General features: G+C 39.7%; 19 protein-coding genes and 1 riboswitch. Of the genes, 4 read left to right on the forward strand and 15 right to left on the reverse strand.

What is annotated here, in order from left to right; translation table 11 throughout:
* Positions 1-181 precede the first annotated feature (181 nt).
* The 8 genes from A4245_RS06395 to A4245_RS06430 all read right to left on the reverse strand — a co-directional run bounded on the left by A4245_RS06395 (position 182) and on the right by A4245_RS06430 (position 7762).
* Positions 182-763, reverse strand: coding sequence for a DUF4256 domain-containing protein (locus A4245_RS06395; RefSeq protein WP_067726841.1), 582 nt, complete (start codon positions 761-763; stop codon positions 182-184).
* A gap of 213 nt (positions 764-976) precedes the next feature.
* Positions 977-1186 (reverse strand): hypothetical protein, encoded by a 210-nt coding sequence (locus A4245_RS06400; RefSeq protein WP_067726843.1) that lies wholly within the window; start codon positions 1184-1186, stop codon positions 977-979.
* Between the two features lie 365 nt (positions 1187-1551).
* Entirely contained in the window at positions 1552-2589 is a 1038-nt protein-coding gene (locus A4245_RS06405) for an ABC transporter substrate-binding protein (RefSeq protein WP_067726845.1), read from the reverse strand.
* Between the two features lie 2 nt (positions 2590-2591).
* On the reverse strand, positions 2592-3341 hold the full coding sequence (locus A4245_RS06410; RefSeq protein WP_067726847.1) for an ABC transporter permease: 750 nt from the start codon (positions 3339-3341) through the stop codon (positions 2592-2594).
* Positions 3338-4117 carry an ABC transporter ATP-binding protein gene (locus A4245_RS06415; protein ID WP_067726849.1) on the reverse strand — a complete coding sequence of 260 codons (780 nt, stop codon included), beginning with the start codon at positions 4115-4117 and terminating at the stop codon, positions 3338-3340. The genes A4245_RS06410 and A4245_RS06415 overlap by 4 nt, the downstream gene beginning before the upstream one ends.
* Positions 4110-4784, reverse strand: coding sequence for a thiaminase II (tenA, locus tag A4245_RS06420; protein ID WP_067726851.1), 675 nt, complete (start codon positions 4782-4784; stop codon positions 4110-4112). Before tenA ends, A4245_RS06415 begins: the two co-directional genes overlap by 8 nt.
* Before the next feature lie 49 nt (positions 4785-4833).
* Positions 4834-6108: an acetylornithine deacetylase gene (locus tag A4245_RS06425; RefSeq protein ID WP_067726853.1), complete on the reverse strand. Its 1275-nt coding sequence runs from the start codon at positions 6106-6108 to the stop codon at positions 4834-4836.
* Between the two features lie 104 nt (positions 6109-6212).
* A riboswitch (TPP riboswitch) is annotated at positions 6213-6311 on the reverse strand.
* 275 nt (positions 6312-6586) lie between these two features.
* Complete coding sequence (locus tag A4245_RS06430; protein ID WP_067726855.1) at positions 6587-7762, reverse strand: glycosyltransferase family 4 protein; 1176 nt, start codon at positions 7760-7762, stop codon at positions 6587-6589.
* A 407-nt stretch (positions 7763-8169) separates the two neighbouring features.
* Here A4245_RS06430 and A4245_RS06435 point away from each other — a divergent pair, with 407 nt between their 5' ends.
* Together A4245_RS06435 and A4245_RS06440 are read left to right on the forward strand one after the other, a co-directional pair.
* Positions 8170-8496 (forward strand): nucleoside triphosphate pyrophosphohydrolase, encoded by a 327-nt coding sequence (locus A4245_RS06435; protein ID WP_067726857.1) that lies wholly within the window; start codon positions 8170-8172, stop codon positions 8494-8496.
* A gap of 452 nt (positions 8497-8948) precedes the next feature.
* Positions 8949-9338: a hypothetical protein gene (locus tag A4245_RS06440; RefSeq protein ID WP_067726859.1), complete on the forward strand. Its 390-nt coding sequence runs from the start codon at positions 8949-8951 to the stop codon at positions 9336-9338.
* Positions 9339-9479: 141 nt separating this feature from the next.
* Here A4245_RS06440 and A4245_RS06445 read toward each other — a convergent pair whose 3' ends face one another.
* Together A4245_RS06445 and A4245_RS06450 are read right to left on the reverse strand one after the other, a co-directional pair.
* Positions 9480-10121 carry a response regulator gene (locus tag A4245_RS06445; RefSeq protein ID WP_067726861.1) on the reverse strand — a complete coding sequence of 214 codons (642 nt, stop codon included), beginning with the start codon at positions 10119-10121 and terminating at the stop codon, positions 9480-9482.
* Entirely contained in the window at positions 10122-10949 is an 828-nt protein-coding gene (locus A4245_RS06450) for a sensor histidine kinase (protein WP_067726863.1), read from the reverse strand.
* A gap of 190 nt (positions 10950-11139) precedes the next feature.
* Between A4245_RS06450 and A4245_RS06455 the strand changes: the two genes are divergently transcribed.
* A complete protein-coding gene (locus A4245_RS06455) occupies positions 11140-11721 on the forward strand; it encodes a copper resistance CopC family protein (protein ID WP_067726865.1) in 582 nt (193 codons plus the stop codon).
* A gap of 3 nt (positions 11722-11724) precedes the next feature.
* Positions 11725-12816, forward strand: coding sequence for a copper resistance D family protein (locus A4245_RS06460; RefSeq protein WP_067726867.1), 1092 nt, complete (start codon positions 11725-11727; stop codon positions 12814-12816).
* A gap of 164 nt (positions 12817-12980) precedes the next feature.
* On the opposite strand, the gene A4245_RS06465 is transcribed toward A4245_RS06460, so the two are convergent.
* From A4245_RS06465 to A4245_RS06485, 5 genes are all read right to left on the reverse strand, one after another.
* The gene (locus A4245_RS06465; protein ID WP_067726869.1) at positions 12981-13616 is read right to left on the reverse strand and encodes a 2OG-Fe(II) oxygenase; all 636 of its coding nucleotides are present in this window, start codon (positions 13614-13616) and stop codon (positions 12981-12983) included.
* Positions 13617-13890: 274 nt separating this feature from the next.
* Entirely contained in the window at positions 13891-14418 is a 528-nt protein-coding gene (locus tag A4245_RS06470; RefSeq protein ID WP_267886906.1) for an LURP-one-related/scramblase family protein, read from the reverse strand.
* A gap of 307 nt (positions 14419-14725) precedes the next feature.
* Entirely contained in the window at positions 14726-15457 is a 732-nt protein-coding gene (locus A4245_RS06475; protein ID WP_067726873.1) for an ABC transporter permease, read from the reverse strand.
* On the reverse strand, positions 15454-16389 hold the full coding sequence (locus A4245_RS06480) for an ABC transporter ATP-binding protein (RefSeq protein ID WP_067726875.1): 936 nt from the start codon (positions 16387-16389) through the stop codon (positions 15454-15456). The genes A4245_RS06475 and A4245_RS06480 overlap by 4 nt, the downstream gene beginning before the upstream one ends.
* The gene (locus tag A4245_RS06485) at positions 16379-17122 is read right to left on the reverse strand and encodes a MerR family transcriptional regulator (protein WP_067726877.1); all 744 of its coding nucleotides are present in this window, start codon (positions 17120-17122) and stop codon (positions 16379-16381) included. Before A4245_RS06485 ends, A4245_RS06480 begins: the two co-directional genes overlap by 11 nt.
* Positions 17123-17317: the final 195 nt, after the last annotated feature.

The raw sequence follows: 17317 nt of genomic DNA on the forward strand, positions 1-17317 counted from the left end.
ACCTATTCCACATATTGATCTGATTTATTATTATACTACTGCAGATCCAGATAATAATTACAAATCAGTAATCCTAACGTAGCACATTCAACTTTGAAAATAGTAATGGACCGCTTCGTCAATTAGTGACTTATGACAGGTGATCCACTGTCAAGTGTAAATTTAGCTATCTGTACAAAATTCAGACCGTCAACGAGCTTCGAAATCCTCTAGAGCTATAGTAAGATGACGCTCCATTGTGATATAAGAAGACGTGGCCATAGCGCCAATCACAAAAAAGAGCACCGCCAAGTTCCCTAATATCAGAGGGGGTTTGCACCCAACTCGACGTTTTCTTATCGAAATGACCAAGTTCCTGCAATGCTCGATACTGTTCTTCCGTTAAAAGTTCAACGCCCATGGCAGCTGACATATCCATCGCATTATTTTCTGGTTTATGTTTTTTTCTTGACTCCAGCCCTTCCCGGTCATAGCAGACACTTCGGCGACCTTTAGGACTTTCTGCTGAACAATCATAAAAAGTGTATTCGTTCTTCTTTTGATCATGATCAACTACATCCGGTTCACCGCCAGTTCTTTCCATTTCATTGAGCGACCAAAGTTTTTCCGGACTAGCTTCCAGCTTTGCCTGGACTTTATCCCATTCCAGACCTTTATGGCGATTCATGTTTTTCTCAAAACGGGCTTTCAACACGCTAAGTAATTCTTCACGTTGTTCTCGTGACAACTCCTTTTCATTGCTGATTCCGTTTCCCTCTGCCATGTTCATTTCCCCCTTATTGTTAATGGTTTAAGTATTCACAAATAATTCTTTTATAGTAAATCGTTTTCTGGTACTGCTTGGAGGGAATACGATATACCCCTCTCTATAAAAATATCTTTGGAATCCTACCATAAATTAATCTGAAGTTTTACTTGTAAAAAAACCACCTCAAAAATGAAAATCCTAATTCACAGAAGTCCTTTGTCTATCCCTTTATCTTGACGGTCTTGGCGGTTCACACACATCACATTTACGCTGGTTTTTGTTTTTGAATTTCGTAAATGTCTTTTCAAAATTGTTCCCGCATGAACATTTAAATAGCAACTTTTGGGAATAACCGTGATATTCCGTTGACAACAGCCTGCTTTCCGAATTTTTCTCAACAAAATCATTTATTTCACTGATTGTCCATCGTTTATTCATCTCTTGCACCTCCATATTTTATCCTAGACGGAGGCTTTTCTTAGCATCCGTTCAATTATGAGAAAGTCTTAATTTCCCTTAGCGCTTTATTATACCATGAACGGCTGCACAACCAAACAAATCGTTAACGTGTATGCATACGAAAGCGTTTCCGATTGAGAGCATATAAAATAAACGAAGTTTCATTTATCCATCAAAAAAATTCCAGACCCAATGCAGTACAAATCTAAAGTACTGTGGATCTGAAATTTTTATTTCATTAAATAAATTCCTCTGTGAAAAAACTGGCAACGGAAATCTTCAGCTTAAATTTGACTATAGCCGTTAGTAAGTTAGAACACTTAAAGCAATGTTATCAAGCAATGTTATTCTTCCATATTTGTAATCATCTCATTTACTTCTGGTGCTGTTTCAATTAAACCAGCCTCATACATCCAATCTCTTACTTCCTCCCAGTTTTCCTCGTCTTGTGAACCAAACGCCGCTCCCTTATCAGCCATTTTAGGCAGCAGGATTTCAAGGCTTTCCTTTTCCACCTCTTCCACTAATGGGAAGCTCGCTTCTTCTTGATTATTTAATAATATGGTCAGTGCTTCCTCCGGATTTTCTTTCATAAATTCATATCCTTTTTCAGCACCTCTCCAGAAGGATTGAATCGCCTCTTTGTCTTCTTCCCACGTTTCATCAGCTGTAACGAGGACAATTTCATTATAGGAAGGCACCCCATAATCGACAGGATTGAAATGACGGGTTTCATACCCTTCATGTTTTAACACAGGTACTTCATGGTTAATATAGGCTCCAATGACCGCATCTGTATTTTCTGTGACAACGGCAGAATTCAGATCAAATCCGACATCAATCATTTCGACTTTACTGAAGTCTCCCCCATCATGTGTAACCATTGTTTCCAGCAATACCTCATTTAACGGAATTCCTGGATAGCCTACCTTCTTACCTTCCAAATCTTTCGGCGACTGTATAGGTTGATCCTCAAGGAAGACAACATGATTTAGGGGAGAGCGGACGATTGATGCAATGGACTTGACTGGAACATTCTCATTTGCCTGAGCCATAATCACATCTGGTTGATAATACAATCCTAAAGTTACTTGACCAGCAGCCGTAAGGTTTAGCGGGTCTGTTGGATTTGTCGGGAATTGAATATCAACCTGTACACCTTCTTCTTCAAAGTAGCCTTTTTCTTGCGCTACATATAAGTAGCTGTGTACAGCATTGGGATACCAATCGAGCATAATACTTACCTCTTTTAGTTCGTTGCCTTCTGATTCCTCATTGGCACTCCCTGCAGGATCCGCTTCTTGGGAAGAATTGTTGCCTCCACAAGCAGCCAGTAATAGAATAAATAATAAACTAAAACAAATCATCATAAATTTTTTCATCGTTACCTTCTCCATTTCAAACATATTTTTTCCAAGCCTGATACAAGTAAAAATAACAGAATCCCAACGAGCGATAATAAAACAATCGGTGCAAATACAGATGCACCATCAAACTGAGTCATCATCCGACGGCTAAAATAACCAAGACCCGCCTGTGCTCCCAGCCATTCTCCGATAGCTGCGCCAATGACACTGAACGTAACAGCTACCTTTAAACCGGAGAAAAAAGAGGGAAGTGCGGTGGGTACATCCAATTTAAAGAAGATATCCTTTTTGGATGCACCCATCGTCAATAATAATTCTTTTAATTCTTTGCTGGAGGAACGCAGCCCATCAAACGTGCTTACAGTAATGGGGAAAAAGGTAATTAAGAATGTAACGACCACTTTACTCCAAATCGAATACCCAAACCAAACGACAAAAATAGGTGCTAAGGCAATGATTGGAATGGTCTGTGAAACGATGATAATCGGATAAAAGGTTTTCTCCGCAACCTTGCTCCTATTCATCCATACAGCCAGCGCAATGCCTATGATGATAGAAGCGATCAGTCCAATTGCCATAACGGATACCGTGGCCGGGAGATGTACAAACAGCAATACAGACCTTAACTCCCATAGCTTCCATAAAATATCTGTAGGCGTCGGTAATATGAAACTTCTATTATATACGCGGGCTCCAATTTCCCAAACAATCAGTATGACTACCACAAAGCTGCTGGATAATACATAGGAATGGAGATTTTTTTTCATACTTCCACCCTCGAACGAAGCTTTTCGATTAATTGTTCTTTTAATTCAACCATATCCATTTGGCTTAAATCGCGTACGCTTCGAGGACGGTCTAAAGGAATCTTGACCTCTTGTATGGACGTATTCGGCTTTTGCTTTATTATTACAAAAATACGGTCTGACAAAAATAATGCTTCATCCACATCATGCGTAATAAATAGAATCGTTTTCTTCCATTTCTTCCACTGGTCAAGTAACCACTCCTGCATGGTCAGTCGGGTGATAGCATCCAAAGCACTAAATGGTTCATCCAATAATAAAATGTTTGACCCGCTTAGGATCGTTCGTAAAAAGGATACCCGCTGTTTCATTCCTCCTGAAAGTTCACTCGGCAAAGCATTCTCCACACCTTTCAGCCCAAAATCATCCAGCAGTTTCCGTACATGGCTTTTTGCCTCTTCCCTTTTCATTCCTTTTATTTCCAAAGGCAATACAGCGTTATCCATCACCGTTCTCCATGGCATTAACAGATCCTGCTGCGGCATATAGCCGACCTTTCCTAAACGGTCTGTCATTTTCTTTCCGTTCAATAAAATATCACCGTTCACAGGTTGTTCAAGTCCTGTAACCAAACGAAATATGGTGCTTTTCCCCGAACCACTGGCCCCAATAATACTGACAAATTCACCATCTTCAACACTAAAGTCGATACCTTCCAGAATGGAATCTAATGAAGTATTGTCTTCCGATGGATAGTGAAAAGTAACATCCTTAAACTGTAAAACCTGCTTACTCATCTGTTGGCCACATTTCTTCGTTATAAGCCATCTCCCAGAACATATATTCATAGCGCGTTGTATTTAAAAAGATCTTTTCTAATTGCAGCAGTTCCCTTTCAGACTTTCCATCTGTTTCTTTATCCAGCAAATCGATGCACCACTGGGCTGACTGGCCAAATTCCTTAGAGCTGTACATGGTAATCCATTCTCCATAAAGTTCGTGGTCTTTTGCCCCGGGAATTTCGCTAAGCTCTTTCCCTATTTCCCAATAACTCCACATACATGGAAGCAGGGCAGCTAATAGGTCAGCCAGTGTTCCGTTTTGTGCGGAATGAAGCATATAGTGTGTATAGGCTAACGTAACCGGTGAAGGTTGCGCGTTTTCAAGCTCTGTATTCGAAATTCCAAAGCGGGCCGCATAGCTGCGATGAAGGGACATCTCCTCATTCATCGTAGAATGCAATAAAGCTGCAAATACAGTCATATCCTCTAACTCATTTGCTTTTACTGCACCTATTGCAAACAGCTTCGAGTAGTCAATTAAATATAAATAATCCTGAATCATATAGAAACGAAATTTCTCTTTGTCCAGGGTACCTTCACCCATTTCCTTTACAAATGGATGGGAATGATTCTTACGCCAAACAGGCTGTAATTTTTGATGCAAACGTTCTGAAAACCTCATGGATATTCCTCCGTTCTTTTAATTTCGTTTAATATGTCCTTTTATCGAACTATTTGGCTGTATGGCACCATTTATAAATAAACGTTAAGATGGATTTCGTATACTGAGCCAATTGTTCAACTGAAATTTCTTCATTGATGGCATGGGCATGCTGCAGTTTACCGGGACCATATATAGCAGCCGGTATCCCCGCATCTCCAAACCAGCCGCCGTCTGTTACAGTAGGGGAAACATCGACGATTGCCTGTTGGTTTAAGATACTTTTATGGGCATCCATCAAGGTATGGACAGCCGGGTGGTCAGCATCCACTTCTAAAGAAGGAAAGATCTCACCACGGTCTTCAATCATGGACGAACCACCCCACTCAAAGACCGGTGGATTTTCTCTTAACCATGGATCCGCATTTGCAACAGATTGAATATGGTCCTCGATTTCTTTTGTCACTTGTTCATAGGTTTCATTCGGATAAAAGTGAACGGTAATCCATAAGCGGCATTCATCTGCAATAAAAGCCGCATGTCTTCCACCTTCAATGACAGCGGGATTGATTGTGTTCGTTCCAGCCGGATACCCTGGATAACTTTTCATAACTGCCCAATGTCTTTCCAGCTCCTGCAAACCTTGAATAACCTTGGTCATTTTTTCAATTGCGCTTGCTCCAAACAGTTTTCCACCAGGATATATCATTTCTCTGCGGGTAGCATCGTGATACGTTCTTTTACTTTTAACAGTGATCCAACCGGTAATGACTCCCCCTTGGCCTTGAATATGTAAATCACTTGTATCCACAACAACCGCAAAATCAGCTGTATAGCCCCGTCTGCAACACTCCAATGTTCCTGCTTCCCCAACTTCCTCACCAATCACCGATTGAAAAATCAGATCGCCCGGCAAATGAATTCCTGATTCATGCAGTAACTGAATGGCAAATAATGCCCCTGCCATTCCGCCTTTCATGTCTGCTGCACCTCTGCCAATCACAACCCCATCTTGAACAATGGGAAGGAATGGATCTGAATTCCAATTCTCATCTTCGTCTACCTCTGCAACATCCATATGGCCATTTACAATTAAACTTTTATACTGATTCGTACGTACGCCCTTCAGAACACCGACAACATTCGGATCCCCAGGATATACATCCCATTTATCAATAGAAAATCCCTTTTCTTCTAAAAATGAAGCGATAAATTGCTGAGCTTCTTCGGTATTTCTGGCCGGTGGTGCTGGCGTTTTATACTGAATTAAACGTTCCAGCAGCTGAATCAGCTCTTCTTGACGAAATTCAACCTGTTTTACCAACTCTTTTAACCTATCTTCCATCTACAGACCTCCTTAAACATGAAAAAAACCACTTCTATTGAAAGAAATGGTTTTGAGTTTCATTGTATTGTTTAAAAAAATACCTGATAAATAAGGTATAACAATCAATTTATGTACCACTTCCCTTCGCTAGTATTACCTAGTGCAGGTTCAAGGGTTAAGACAAATGTCTCTCTCAGCTTTTAGCACCCCTAGTGTTATCGTGTATGAAATTTTCTACTATTACATGTTCACATAATTCTAACATTAAATCAAGGGTTTTATTCCGCTATCCTCTCAACAGGACTGCTCCCTGTTATGGAAACCGCATGATTTTCCTATGTTGTAAGCTAGCTCACGAAGGTCTTCGTCCATGCTGTAAGGTTGAATAAATAAAGTCAGCATTGAAAACAGCACCAGTCCCCCACCACTTAAATGCTTAGGTCGATGGGGAACTGGCACTTGAATCCTGTTGCGGTTGTATGGGCATACCTCTTTTTTAACGAGAAGGAAGCAGCTCTTTTTCTTTCCCTTTATACTGTTGAATTGCATTCCGATAAATCTTCTCCACCTTTTTTACAAAAGCAGCAGAAGAATAGTTGGAAATGATATCTAATCTAGCATTTTGGCTGATAAAATCTCTGTTCTCCAGTAACGTTTCCAACCCTTTGACAAACTCTTCGTATGAAGAAAACTGCCATCCATTAACCCCATCCACGATTACTTTCTCCAAACAGGGATCCTTTCGGCAAAGGGCAGGAATCCCGTTTGCCAATGCTTCTAAATAAGTTAATCCTTGGGTTTCGCTATTGGAGGCACTAACAAAGACATCTCCTAATTGATAATACGCAGATAGTTCTTCAGGGAGGACCATCCCTGTGAAAATCACTTTTTCGGAAAGTCCCAATTCACTAACAAACTTTTCCAGAAAACTGCGATGTGGGCCATCACCGACGATTAACAAGGTAATATTGCTCGTTCGTAAGATTGATAGAAAACGTAAAATCTCTTCCAAATTTTTTTCCTTTGCCAGTCGGCCAACGGATATAAGCACTTTGTTATTGTTCGGGATACCGATCATGTCTCGAAGTTTTTCTTTTTCAGTGCTTTCTATCTCTTTCACATATAATCCTAAATTCACTCCAGTAGGTACGACATGAAGCTGCTGGTTGACACCATACCCCTCTAACAAACAGCGTACCTTGTCCGTGGGGACGATTACACACTCGGTATTCTTGAGGATGGACTTTGTAAATCGTGCCGCCATTGCCTTGCCCCATTTTTTATTAGGTGAGAAATAATGCGTATAATCCTCGTATATGGTGTGATATGTATGTACAATTGGAATATGAAGTTTTTTCGCTATATGCCTGGCCATTTGAAATGTGCTGAATTCACTTTGCGAGTGGATAACGTCCGGCTTCCATTCCATTAGAGATTTGAGGTAAATATTTTCAGTGGTTAGGGCCACTCTTGCGCCCGGATATATTTTATCAATTCCTAAAGATCCTATATAGGTTACACCATCATTCTCAACTGAACGTAACTTTCCTGACAGTGTCAATATTCGTACGTCATGACCAAGATTATTTAATTCTTGATGTAAATTCACAACAGATGTTACTACCCCATTAATTACCGGAGAATAACATTCCGTTGTAATTAAAATCTTCATTCTATACCTCCCTTTTGTGTGAAAATTTAAGTTAATTATACAAGAAACTCCTTAATTTTTACTTAAGATAAGGTTAAAATATCTTTACAATAGGCAATTTTCCAAAATTATTAAACAATCTAAATTTTAGTCTCGCTTTTAAGCTTTATTATATCACTTTTTTAATCATAATTGAAAAACATCTTTAACCCGCCGATTTTCTTTTAGGGTGTCAATACACTAATATTTTATTTTATTCTTGAGGGGCTCTAATATCCTCTTTCTTCGTAAGTTATCCGATTATAAAAATTTCTTTTGTTAACCTTCCACAAAAAAATGAAGAGAGAACATCTTTTTTCTTCTCCCCTATGATGTTTATTTCAAAGCCAAAAGTGAAACAGTAAACTATCAATAAAAGGAGTGTTCATATGACAACCTACAATAAGCTCGTACGCGACCGTATCCCGGAAATCATCGAAAGCTCTGGTAAAGATTGTAAGACCGATACACTTAATCAGGATCGTTACATTTTGGAACTGAAGAAAAAACTGCTGGAAGAAGCGGAGGAATACCAGCAGGCAGCATCCAAGGAAGAGGCATTGGAAGAACTGGCTGATCTGCTGGAAATTATCAATACGCTCGTACAAGATGTCCATGGATCCACTATGGAAGAAGTAGAAAAGCTTCAATCTGATAAAGCTGAAAAACGTGGCAGCTATAAGGAGAAAGTCTTTCTTGTGGAGGTTGAAGATTAGATACGAATTATTCGTTTGAAGAGATTCCACTTTAATGAGTGGGATCTTTTTATGTGCTCTAAAGTGAAAAACCTTTATGTAACTTCTGTATGGATCCCCTGTCACTTTCCAGACTAACTGTGCAATACACATAATCGCTCGTGCTTACACTACTAGAATAAGTTTCTCCGTTATTTCGCCCCGCCCATACCAATCCGTGAGTTACAGTAAATATCAACACTAGAATGCACTTGAATTCTGAAATTATCTATTCAAGAAATAAAATTGTTATTTAGGAAAACGACTTTTATTTCTCCCTTTTGCTTTGAAACCAAATTTTCTTCATCTTTTATTGTCTATTTCGCTAAAACACAAGGTTTTTCTCTGTTAAAAATACAACTTTCACATGATCTACACACGCTTCCCAAACGGCTAAAAATCATTTATACTATTGATGCAAGGAGGTGAATTACGTGGAACAAGAAACTATTCTAAAAGAAATTTTAAACGTTTTAAAATTACATGGAGACCAAACGAATAACAGATTCGAGCAGATCGATCAGAGGTTCGAACAAATCGATAAGAGATTCGAGCAAATTGACCAGAGATTCGAGCAAGTCGATAAGAGATTCGAGCAGATCGACCAGAGATTCGAGCAAGTCGATAAGAGATTCGAGCAAGTCGATAAGAGATTCGAACAGATGGAAAGTAAGTTCGATCAAAGATTCGATCGGTTAGAAAAAAAAGTCGATGGAATTCGGGTTGAATTAACTGAAACCCAGGAAACGACCGATTTCATGTTAAGTAAAACTGCACAGCATGAGAAAAAGCTCCGCCAACTTTCTGAGCAACAACACCAGTAAAATTCCTCGCACTTATTCTAGAATCCAATACAATCCTATAATCATGCCGAACAATGCAGGGCAATGTTCGGTTTTTCGTTTTATATCCAATACCTTCTCGGATCCTATATACCTGTCTCCCACCTTTCCTGATTCCCTCCACTAATCCATCAACCCTTGTTGAAACGCATAGCTTGTAAGCTGTACGCGGTTATCCAAATGAAGTTTACTTAATATGTTTTTTAGGTGACTTTTAACCGTATGTTCTGAAATAAAGAGAGTGTCTGAAATTTCCCGATTGGACAAACCTTTAGCTACCAACTGGAGCACTTCTAATTCCCGGGTGGATAAAGGCGTTTTCTCCTTCGTTACTGCCTTGCTTTTCGGAAATTCCTTTAAAATTTGAAAGGCAATTTCTTTGGACATCGGGACTTCATCCACAGCAAAGGCTCTTAAATGATCACACCATGCTTCCGATTGAATATTTTTTAATAAATAGCCTTGAGCTCCTTTCTTTAAGGCATCGAACAAATCTGTAATATCATCCGAAACTGTAATCATCACAATTTTTACATAAGGGAAATTAAGTTTGATTCTTTTGGTAGCCTCTAACCCATCCATTACTGGCATTTGAATATCCATCAGAATAATATCAGGCATTAATTCTTCCGTAAGTTTAATCGCTTCTTCCCCGTTCTTCCCCTCTCCTATTATAAGAAAGTCCTCGTGTTCCTCTAAAATTTCCCGGATTGCTTCTCTTGCATGTGCATGATCATCAACGATTAGTATTCGAAAAGGCTGCACCTACTTAACCTCCTTTTTTATTTCCATAATGGTTTCATTATCTATTTCCTTTAGCGAAAATTCCCATTCCATATCTCTAGCCCTATCTTGAATAATTTGGAGTCCATAGCCTGTACCCGATTGAGTCGTATCGTTTGTAAATCCTATACCTCGGTCCTTAATTTGGCATATCCAACCGTTATCCAGTTCCTCTGCATGAATCCAGACTTGATTTGTCTTTGCATGTTTAATGACATTCATTACGGCTTCTTTTATACATGCAAACAGCTCTACTTTTTCTTTCGATGATAATGTATCTTCTCGAATTCCCCATTCTAACTGAACATCCATTAATTGCTGTCTCTTAAGTTCTGTTACATACTGATAAATCGTTTCAGTCCAGCTAAAGGCATCTTCATTGGGTACGTATTTCAAGTTTGTAATGACTTGACGCGTGTCCTCGTGCATATGCTGTAAGGTTTGCTTTATCTTTTTAAAATCCATATCCTGTTCCAGATGATTCTTTCTTCCAAATTTATTCATTTTCACAGATAATAAAAATAGCGATTGGGCAATGCCGTCATGCAGTTCCCTTGCTAACTTTTCCCTCTCTACAAGCGCCGCTTCCTTCGCCTTTGTCACCCTTAGCTCTTCTTGCATTCTTTCTAACATGGAAAACAAGTGCCTTAAAAAGACGAGTGTTACGATAAATACTAATACAGGAGAAAGAATATTTCCCATCTCCATCGAAATATATGAAAGGAGAAATTCATGTCGAATATACTCCCATAGGGCGATTGTAATCGTTGGCAGAAATAAAATAAGCCACTTAATTTGTTTATAATTCAACTCTTCACCACTTCCTATATGTAAAATGTGTCTATATTTTATCATTTAATCTAACATTTATATCAAATTTGCGTTTAAATCACTCTTTCGAGGTATTATGCACGATTGATCATTGGATATATAATGAATTACAGGTAACTGAAATTCTATTTTAATTGCAGTTACGGAAACATGTAAGGGAGGAATTAATTTGAAACGTATATTCAGTGCAGCAATAGCAATCTTGCTAGTGACGTGTTTTTCGACTAGTGCGGTTGCCCACTCACAATTCCAAGGATCAAATCCGGCAGATGGTGAGGTTGTAACAGAGCCATTGAGTGAAATCGAGCTTCAATTTGATGGTCAAATTGAACAAGGCAGCTTTATAGATGTAACTTCAACAAAGGGAGAAGCTGTAGAAATAGAAGATATCGTTATCGGTGAAGGCACATTAACAGGTACGGTTGTTGAGCCGCTTGCAAATGATGAATATCAAGTGAACTGGAGTATTATTAGTGCAGATGGGCACCCGTTGGAAGGTGAATTTTCCTTTACGGTTGATGCCGAAGTTCCTGAAGCTGCAGAAGAAGAATCATCTGAAACCGAGGTGATTGAGGATGAAGAAACCGAAGAACCATCTGAAACAGAAACAGTTGAGAATGAAGAACCAACAGAATCAGCAGAGCAATCAAATGAAGAGGAAGAGTCATCTTCTATCATGGTCATTGTCATGGTTGCTTTAGCTATCATTGTAATCGCTGGCTTCATCTTACTTACTAAAAGAAAGAGATAATACATGGACATCGTCGTAATGATCAGTCAGGTACTTTTATATGTATGCTTTTCCATCTTAGCAGGAGGTTTTCTGCTTCTGCTTATTCCTAGCACCTATCGACCGGATGTAAATATCCCAACGTATTACTTACTGTTAAGTGCCATCACGGTACCCATCTTTGCTTTTATTCCGGTTCTTGATACGACATTATTTATTGCTCAGCGCCTAGGCTTTGGGGAAGCCTTACAAACGGTTTTACTAACCTATACGGTTGGGAATGCATGGAACTTTACCTTGATTGGTTCTGCTTTGTTAGTACTCATCATTGCTTTGATGGAATCTAATGAAAAACGCATTTCCTCATTTATAGCCTTATTATTGACATTTGGGCTTATGTTAACTATTGCCTGGTCAAGCCATGCGGGCGCAATGGATCCAGCCATAGGAATTATTGGACATTTTATCCATTTAGCAGCTATCAGCATTTGGGTTGGTGTTGTACTTGTCGTTGGCTGGTGTGCGACCAATCATCATCATTGGCTGAGATTTTTAAGCTGGTTTTCAAAACTCGCAATTGGCTGTTTAGCAGCTACAGCGCTCAGTGGCATACTATTGATGGATATCATGGTTGATGGGTATATGGATTCGTGGATGGTTTCGTATGGACAAGGTTTATTAATGAAACACTTATTCCTGATTCCGCTTCTTTTTTATGCATTGCTGAACGGATTAGTTGTAAAATATTTCATATCCAAAGACGTTGCATTTAATCCGATTCCATGGATTCGTTTAGAGGGCATTATTTTATTTGCCATTTTTACGATGACAGCTATTTTCACCCAACAATCGCCACCTCATGGCAATAACTTAACAGATGATGCCGTGTCACCTTTATTCCGGCTATTTCACGATGGCATCATTGATTCTGGCAGTACAATTGGCTTGACGATCAACATCGATATCGTTTATTTCTTTTTACTGGCCCTATTATTGTTAGGATTAATGATATTCTCGATATACAAAAAAGCTTCGATTGTGATCGCTTTTCTCCTCAGTTGCCTGTTAGTGGTGAATATATACATCATGTTGATGATATCTGTAGTCGTTCGCTAAAATGCAAAAATTATAGAGACATAAAATGGTCCACGGTATCTGCCCCGGTGGACCATTTAGTATTAAAATCCTTAAGTCCAGAGGAAACAAGTGAACTAGGTGTCAGCAGTACTTTAATTGAGTTAAGCTTGTACAGAAGCTTGACTGACCCATTAATTTCTTGACTATCTCACTTTTTGTTTTCTCATCCATTGTGTGGCTACCCATTTTTCTCCTGCGATGACGGGTGCTCCGGCGTGTAATGTTTGTTCATTCAGGTGTTGATCGGTATAAAAGTATTCAAAGTACACTGCCATCCCCTTTTTCGGAGAAACGGAAAATCCGAGTTCCGGAAAGATGGTTTCCCCTCCCTGGTCGACATTGTTTAAGTACATGACCAGTGTGCTGATTCGGTTATTTTTGGAAGCTTTGCTTTCAGCTGAAAAGTAATCATAATGAGCTTTGTACTCCTGTCCGGGTGTATAGTTCAGAATTTGAAGCCCTTCTGCGTGTTCAACAGGGATGTTCATAATGCTTGCTGCCCGTTTTTCAATGGCCGTCAGAATATCATGTTTTTCATTAAAAAACATCCCGCTGCTTGTTCGGATCTCATTTACTTCCCGGGAATCTCCAATTTTTGAACGATGCATCTTATCTTTTGATAACCGAATGAGTTCGTCGCATTCTTCGTCGCTCAAAACATTCTCTAAAACTACCACGAGCGGTTCTTCCAGGCGGGCAACGATATGAATCTCCCGATCTTCTGTTTGAAATCGATTTCCGACATGATGAAAAATGGTTTGTTCCTTTACCTTTGCCAACGTAAATCGACTCCTTCAATGATTTTAATTCCGGAACGGGGTTTTGTATCTGGTGTGACGTTCTATATTATTATACTTTAATTTTCCTGTTTTTAGTAAAATAAGGTGTATTTCGAATGATTTATTCTTCTTCCAATAGTTTTATAATGTACTAAAAATGCCCTATAGCTAATTAAACACTACAGAGCACCAGATAAGTCGGAGGCTAACACCATAAGCACAGATTCCCTACGGATAACTAAAATATTCTAGTAGTTTGTATCCGCTTTCTACGTTAAGTCGCTGGTGAAGAAGCAGCTGCTTGATCGGCCTTCACACAATCAATCGCGACGACAAGTGCAATAAGGCTGGTTTCCATCTCTTCATCCACTATTTCAACCTTGTAGCTATCCCCCCATGTGAACCACTCCTTGCTCACTTTTCCGACAACTTCCCCATGCTGGTACACCTGAAAGTTCATGTCCCACCAGTTGCCCTGCACTTCAATGCCTGCCGCATCAATCGTATAGCGTGCTTTAAAGAATGAAGGCTCCTTCTTGATTGTAAACAGCTCTTGGCCACCTACCGACACAAAAAATTTAGGTAAAAAGCTGAATGTCTTTTTCGTAATAAGTGCAACTTCATCGCTTGATTCATTCATAATGGAAAAAGTCTTGGGAACCCGCATAAAACTGCCCTCCACATAATAAACATCTTTCTCCTCTTGATCCTTAACCGTAAACTTGCCACTTAGACTGAATACCTTCTGTTTTATGTATAGCTGCTTCATACTTTTCCTCCTTTGATATGTGTCTACATGAATATTTATTCTATTTAACTGCAATACATTCGAATTGAATTGATAGCGGATATTATATAATACTGAAGTCACCTCTAAAAGGTTTCATTCCTATATTGATTTTATCAAGCATGAACTCGGCTTTGGTATAAATTTCCCGTAAAGCCTAATTTATTCAAACCCGCAGAAAAAAGTCACAACGGCGTTGGAACTAAGCCTTTTGTGACTTCTGAAAAAGCGTATGGGAAAAAAATCAATGAATGATTACCCTTTATATTACGACCTCTCTTAGAAGCAGCTCCTCCATTTGCGATACAAGCCATACATCTCATCATTTCTTATTCAAAATAATGATAGCCCCACCATACCCCAATACACACCATATCAATAAGTTAATGTAGTTTCCTGCCGTCGCCTCAAAGGTGGACGCAGCCAGGGACGCCCGCATCACTTCTGCCATCGAGTAGATTGGCAGCACTTCATGAAGGGCCTGAAGCCATTCCGGCAGTCGCTCCATCGGAAAATTAACTGGCGAAAACATAAGTGCTCCGAAGACAACGACCTGTGAAATACCAAGTGATGCTGTTGGTGACAAGAGATAGGAAAATCCGTATCCGACACCAATGGAAGTTAATGCAATCATGAGTAATGCTGGAACAACCGTCCAAGAGATATCGTACCCTGGACGAAACATAAGGTGTGCGACAATCGTGGAAGCGACAATACCTGGTATGGTGATTAATAACCATAGCGCTGTATCTGCTCCAAGAATGACGGAACGTTTAACAGGCCATGTGCGCATAAACTCCATATATCCATCTGATTTTGCAGTGCCAACCTGTTGCGGCAAAATAACTAATCCCGTAAAGATTAGAATGATGGTTGGAGCTCCTGTTGCCAGAAACAGAATGGTTGCCGTGTCCGGTGATGGGATAAGATACGTAAATCCGATAACAATTCCGATCGATATCAATATCTGAATGAGGGCTATAAAAACAAAAAATCCTGCGTTTCTGAGAAATTGCATTTGAAAGACATATTTGTAATGGCTCAAAAGATTCATTTCTGCACGACCACCTTTTTCGAAGTTAATTCAATATAGGCATCCTCAATGGTAGCTGGAGACAAGGAATAGTCCAGAATAAGTCCGTTTTCCACTTGCCTCTCTGCCCATTCAATCGTTGAGGATACTTCCCTCGGATCCATAGCGAAAATTAATCGAGATCCATTTCTATGGGAGGAGAGTGCCCAGCTGGGAATTTCCAGGTCTGACTCACTAGCTAAACTAAGCTCCATTCGCATTTGGTTACTTACAGAACTTTTTACTTCTGAAGGTGTCCCCTGCGTCAGAATTTTCCCCTTATCGATAATCGCCACACGATCAACTGCCTTTTCAGCTTCAAGCACATTATGTGTCACTAAAATAACCGAAGTACCATCATTTGTCAGATTACGTATCACTTGCCAAAGATACCGCCTGCGAACCGGATCAACATCATTTGTAGGCTCATCGAGTATCACTAATTTACCAGGGGCAATCACTGCCATACAAAAAGCGGTTAGTCGCTTAGCACCACCCGATAATTTCTCACCTTCTTTATTTGCCCACTCTCCCATATCCAATGTTTCAAAAAGCATTTCCACCCGCTTCGGGTCAAACTGTTTCCCTGCACGCATTTTCCCCATAAGTGTAACTGCCTGTTTCGGGGTGAGAAAACCCAGTGGCACCTGGGACTGTGGCTGGACGGAACAAATCGAGCGAGCCCGGGCAGGTGACCCGATTACCGATTCTCCTAACAGCTGAATATCACCACGATCAGGGGTTATTAACCCTAATATTTGGTTCACCAATGTCGTCTTCCCAGCTCCATTCTGACCGAGAAGCCCATATATTTCACCTTCCTGTATACGAAGTGAGACATTATCATTGGCAACCATCTTGTTTCTCCCTCGGCCAGAGAACACTTTTGTTACAGCCTTCACGTCAAGAACCATGTGTTTCACCCTCCTTTGCAATAGCGACCCGTTTGATAAAATCAATCACATCTTTATTCATTGGATAAAAAGCGATACCTTCCTGCAGGTTTTGCAGAGCTTCCCACATATTTACAAGCAATTCTTCATCCTGCCCAAACATTTTATCTGCTTGGTCTGCCCAGCTTATAACAAGCTGCTCGGCCTTATCTGAGTTTGGATCGAGATGCAGGTTATTTCTAATATCACCAACGACCTTTAACCATTCCTTGATGTCTTCCTCACTCATTTGTGCGGCATTCATGTCCATAATCCTCTTCATTTCATCTTCGTTCAGATATTCCTCATATGGCTTCAGGGCATCTCCAGGATCTTGTTGATACAGCTTGATCATACTGAAAATGATTGGCCAATTGATTTCCCCTTCAAACTCAATGGAATATGATACGCCAAGAAGTGCTTGTTCTAACATTTTTAAACGTTCCTGTTCGCGTTTAACCAACTCCAATTGGTGCTGAATCGACTCCTGCCAGTTTGCCGTTGAATTTTCCAATATGTCTCTAATTTGTTCCAGTGAGAATCCCATATATTTTAAAGCTAAAACACGTTCTAACCGCATCACATCATCTTCACTATATAAACGATGCCCACCACTCGTTTTTGATGAAGGCTTAATCAAACCAATTTCATCATAATAATCCAATGTCCTTACTGTTACCCCTGTGCTCTTTGACAATTTCCCGATTGTATACATCCCCTCACCCCTCCTCTACTTTCTTAAGTATAAAACAACACGTTACGTGAGGTTCAAGAGGTAAATGCGGGAAATTTAAAATTTTACAATATTTTAATACAAAAAAAAGAGTAATCGTATCAGATAAGTGATGACGATTACTCTTGCTGGACTTGCAGATATGGGGCTTTGCTGTATCTATGAAAATTTTATTTG

It is taken from the genome of Oceanobacillus damuensis (assembly GCF_001618145.1).
GTDB classification, from domain to species: domain Bacteria; phylum Bacillota; class Bacilli; order Bacillales; family Amphibacillaceae; genus Oceanobacillus; species Oceanobacillus damuensis.

What these genes read in the sequence shown, in the direction of transcription:
- A4245_RS06395 (WP_067726841.1), bottom strand. Translation starts at nt 763, where the DNA reads ATGGCAGAGGGAAACGGAATCAGCAATGAAAAGGAGTTGTCACGAGAA.
- A4245_RS06400 (WP_067726843.1), bottom strand. Translation starts at nt 1,186, where the DNA reads ATGAATAAACGATGGACAATCAGTGAAATAAATGATTTTGTTGAGAAA.
- A4245_RS06405 (WP_067726845.1), bottom strand. Translation starts at nt 2,589, where the DNA reads ATGAAAAAATTTATGATGATTTGTTTTAGTTTATTATTTATTCTATTA.
- A4245_RS06410 (WP_067726847.1), bottom strand. Translation starts at nt 3,341, where the DNA reads ATGAAAAAAAATCTCCATTCCTATGTATTATCCAGCAGCTTTGTGGTA.
- A4245_RS06415 (WP_067726849.1), bottom strand. Translation starts at nt 4,117, where the DNA reads ATGAGTAAGCAGGTTTTACAGTTTAAGGATGTTACTTTTCACTATCCA.
- tenA (WP_067726851.1), bottom strand. Translation starts at nt 4,784, where the DNA reads ATGAGGTTTTCAGAACGTTTGCATCAAAAATTACAGCCTGTTTGGCGT.
- A4245_RS06425 (WP_067726853.1), bottom strand. Translation starts at nt 6,108, where the DNA reads ATGGAAGATAGGTTAAAAGAGTTGGTAAAACAGGTTGAATTTCGTCAA.
- A4245_RS06430 (WP_067726855.1), bottom strand. Translation starts at nt 7,762, where the DNA reads ATGAAGATTTTAATTACAACGGAATGTTATTCTCCGGTAATTAATGGG.
- A4245_RS06435 (WP_067726857.1), top strand. Translation starts at nt 8,170, where the DNA reads ATGACAACCTACAATAAGCTCGTACGCGACCGTATCCCGGAAATCATC.
- A4245_RS06460 (WP_067726867.1), top strand. Translation starts at nt 11,725, where the DNA reads ATGGACATCGTCGTAATGATCAGTCAGGTACTTTTATATGTATGCTTT.
- A4245_RS06475 (WP_067726873.1), bottom strand. Translation starts at nt 15,457, where the DNA reads ATGAATCTTTTGAGCCATTACAAATATGTCTTTCAAATGCAATTTCTC.
- A4245_RS06480 (WP_067726875.1), bottom strand. Translation starts at nt 16,389, where the DNA reads ATGGTTCTTGACGTGAAGGCTGTAACAAAAGTGTTCTCTGGCCGAGGG.
- A4245_RS06485 (WP_067726877.1), bottom strand. Translation starts at nt 17,122, where the DNA reads ATGTATACAATCGGGAAATTGTCAAAGAGCACAGGGGTAACAGTAAGG.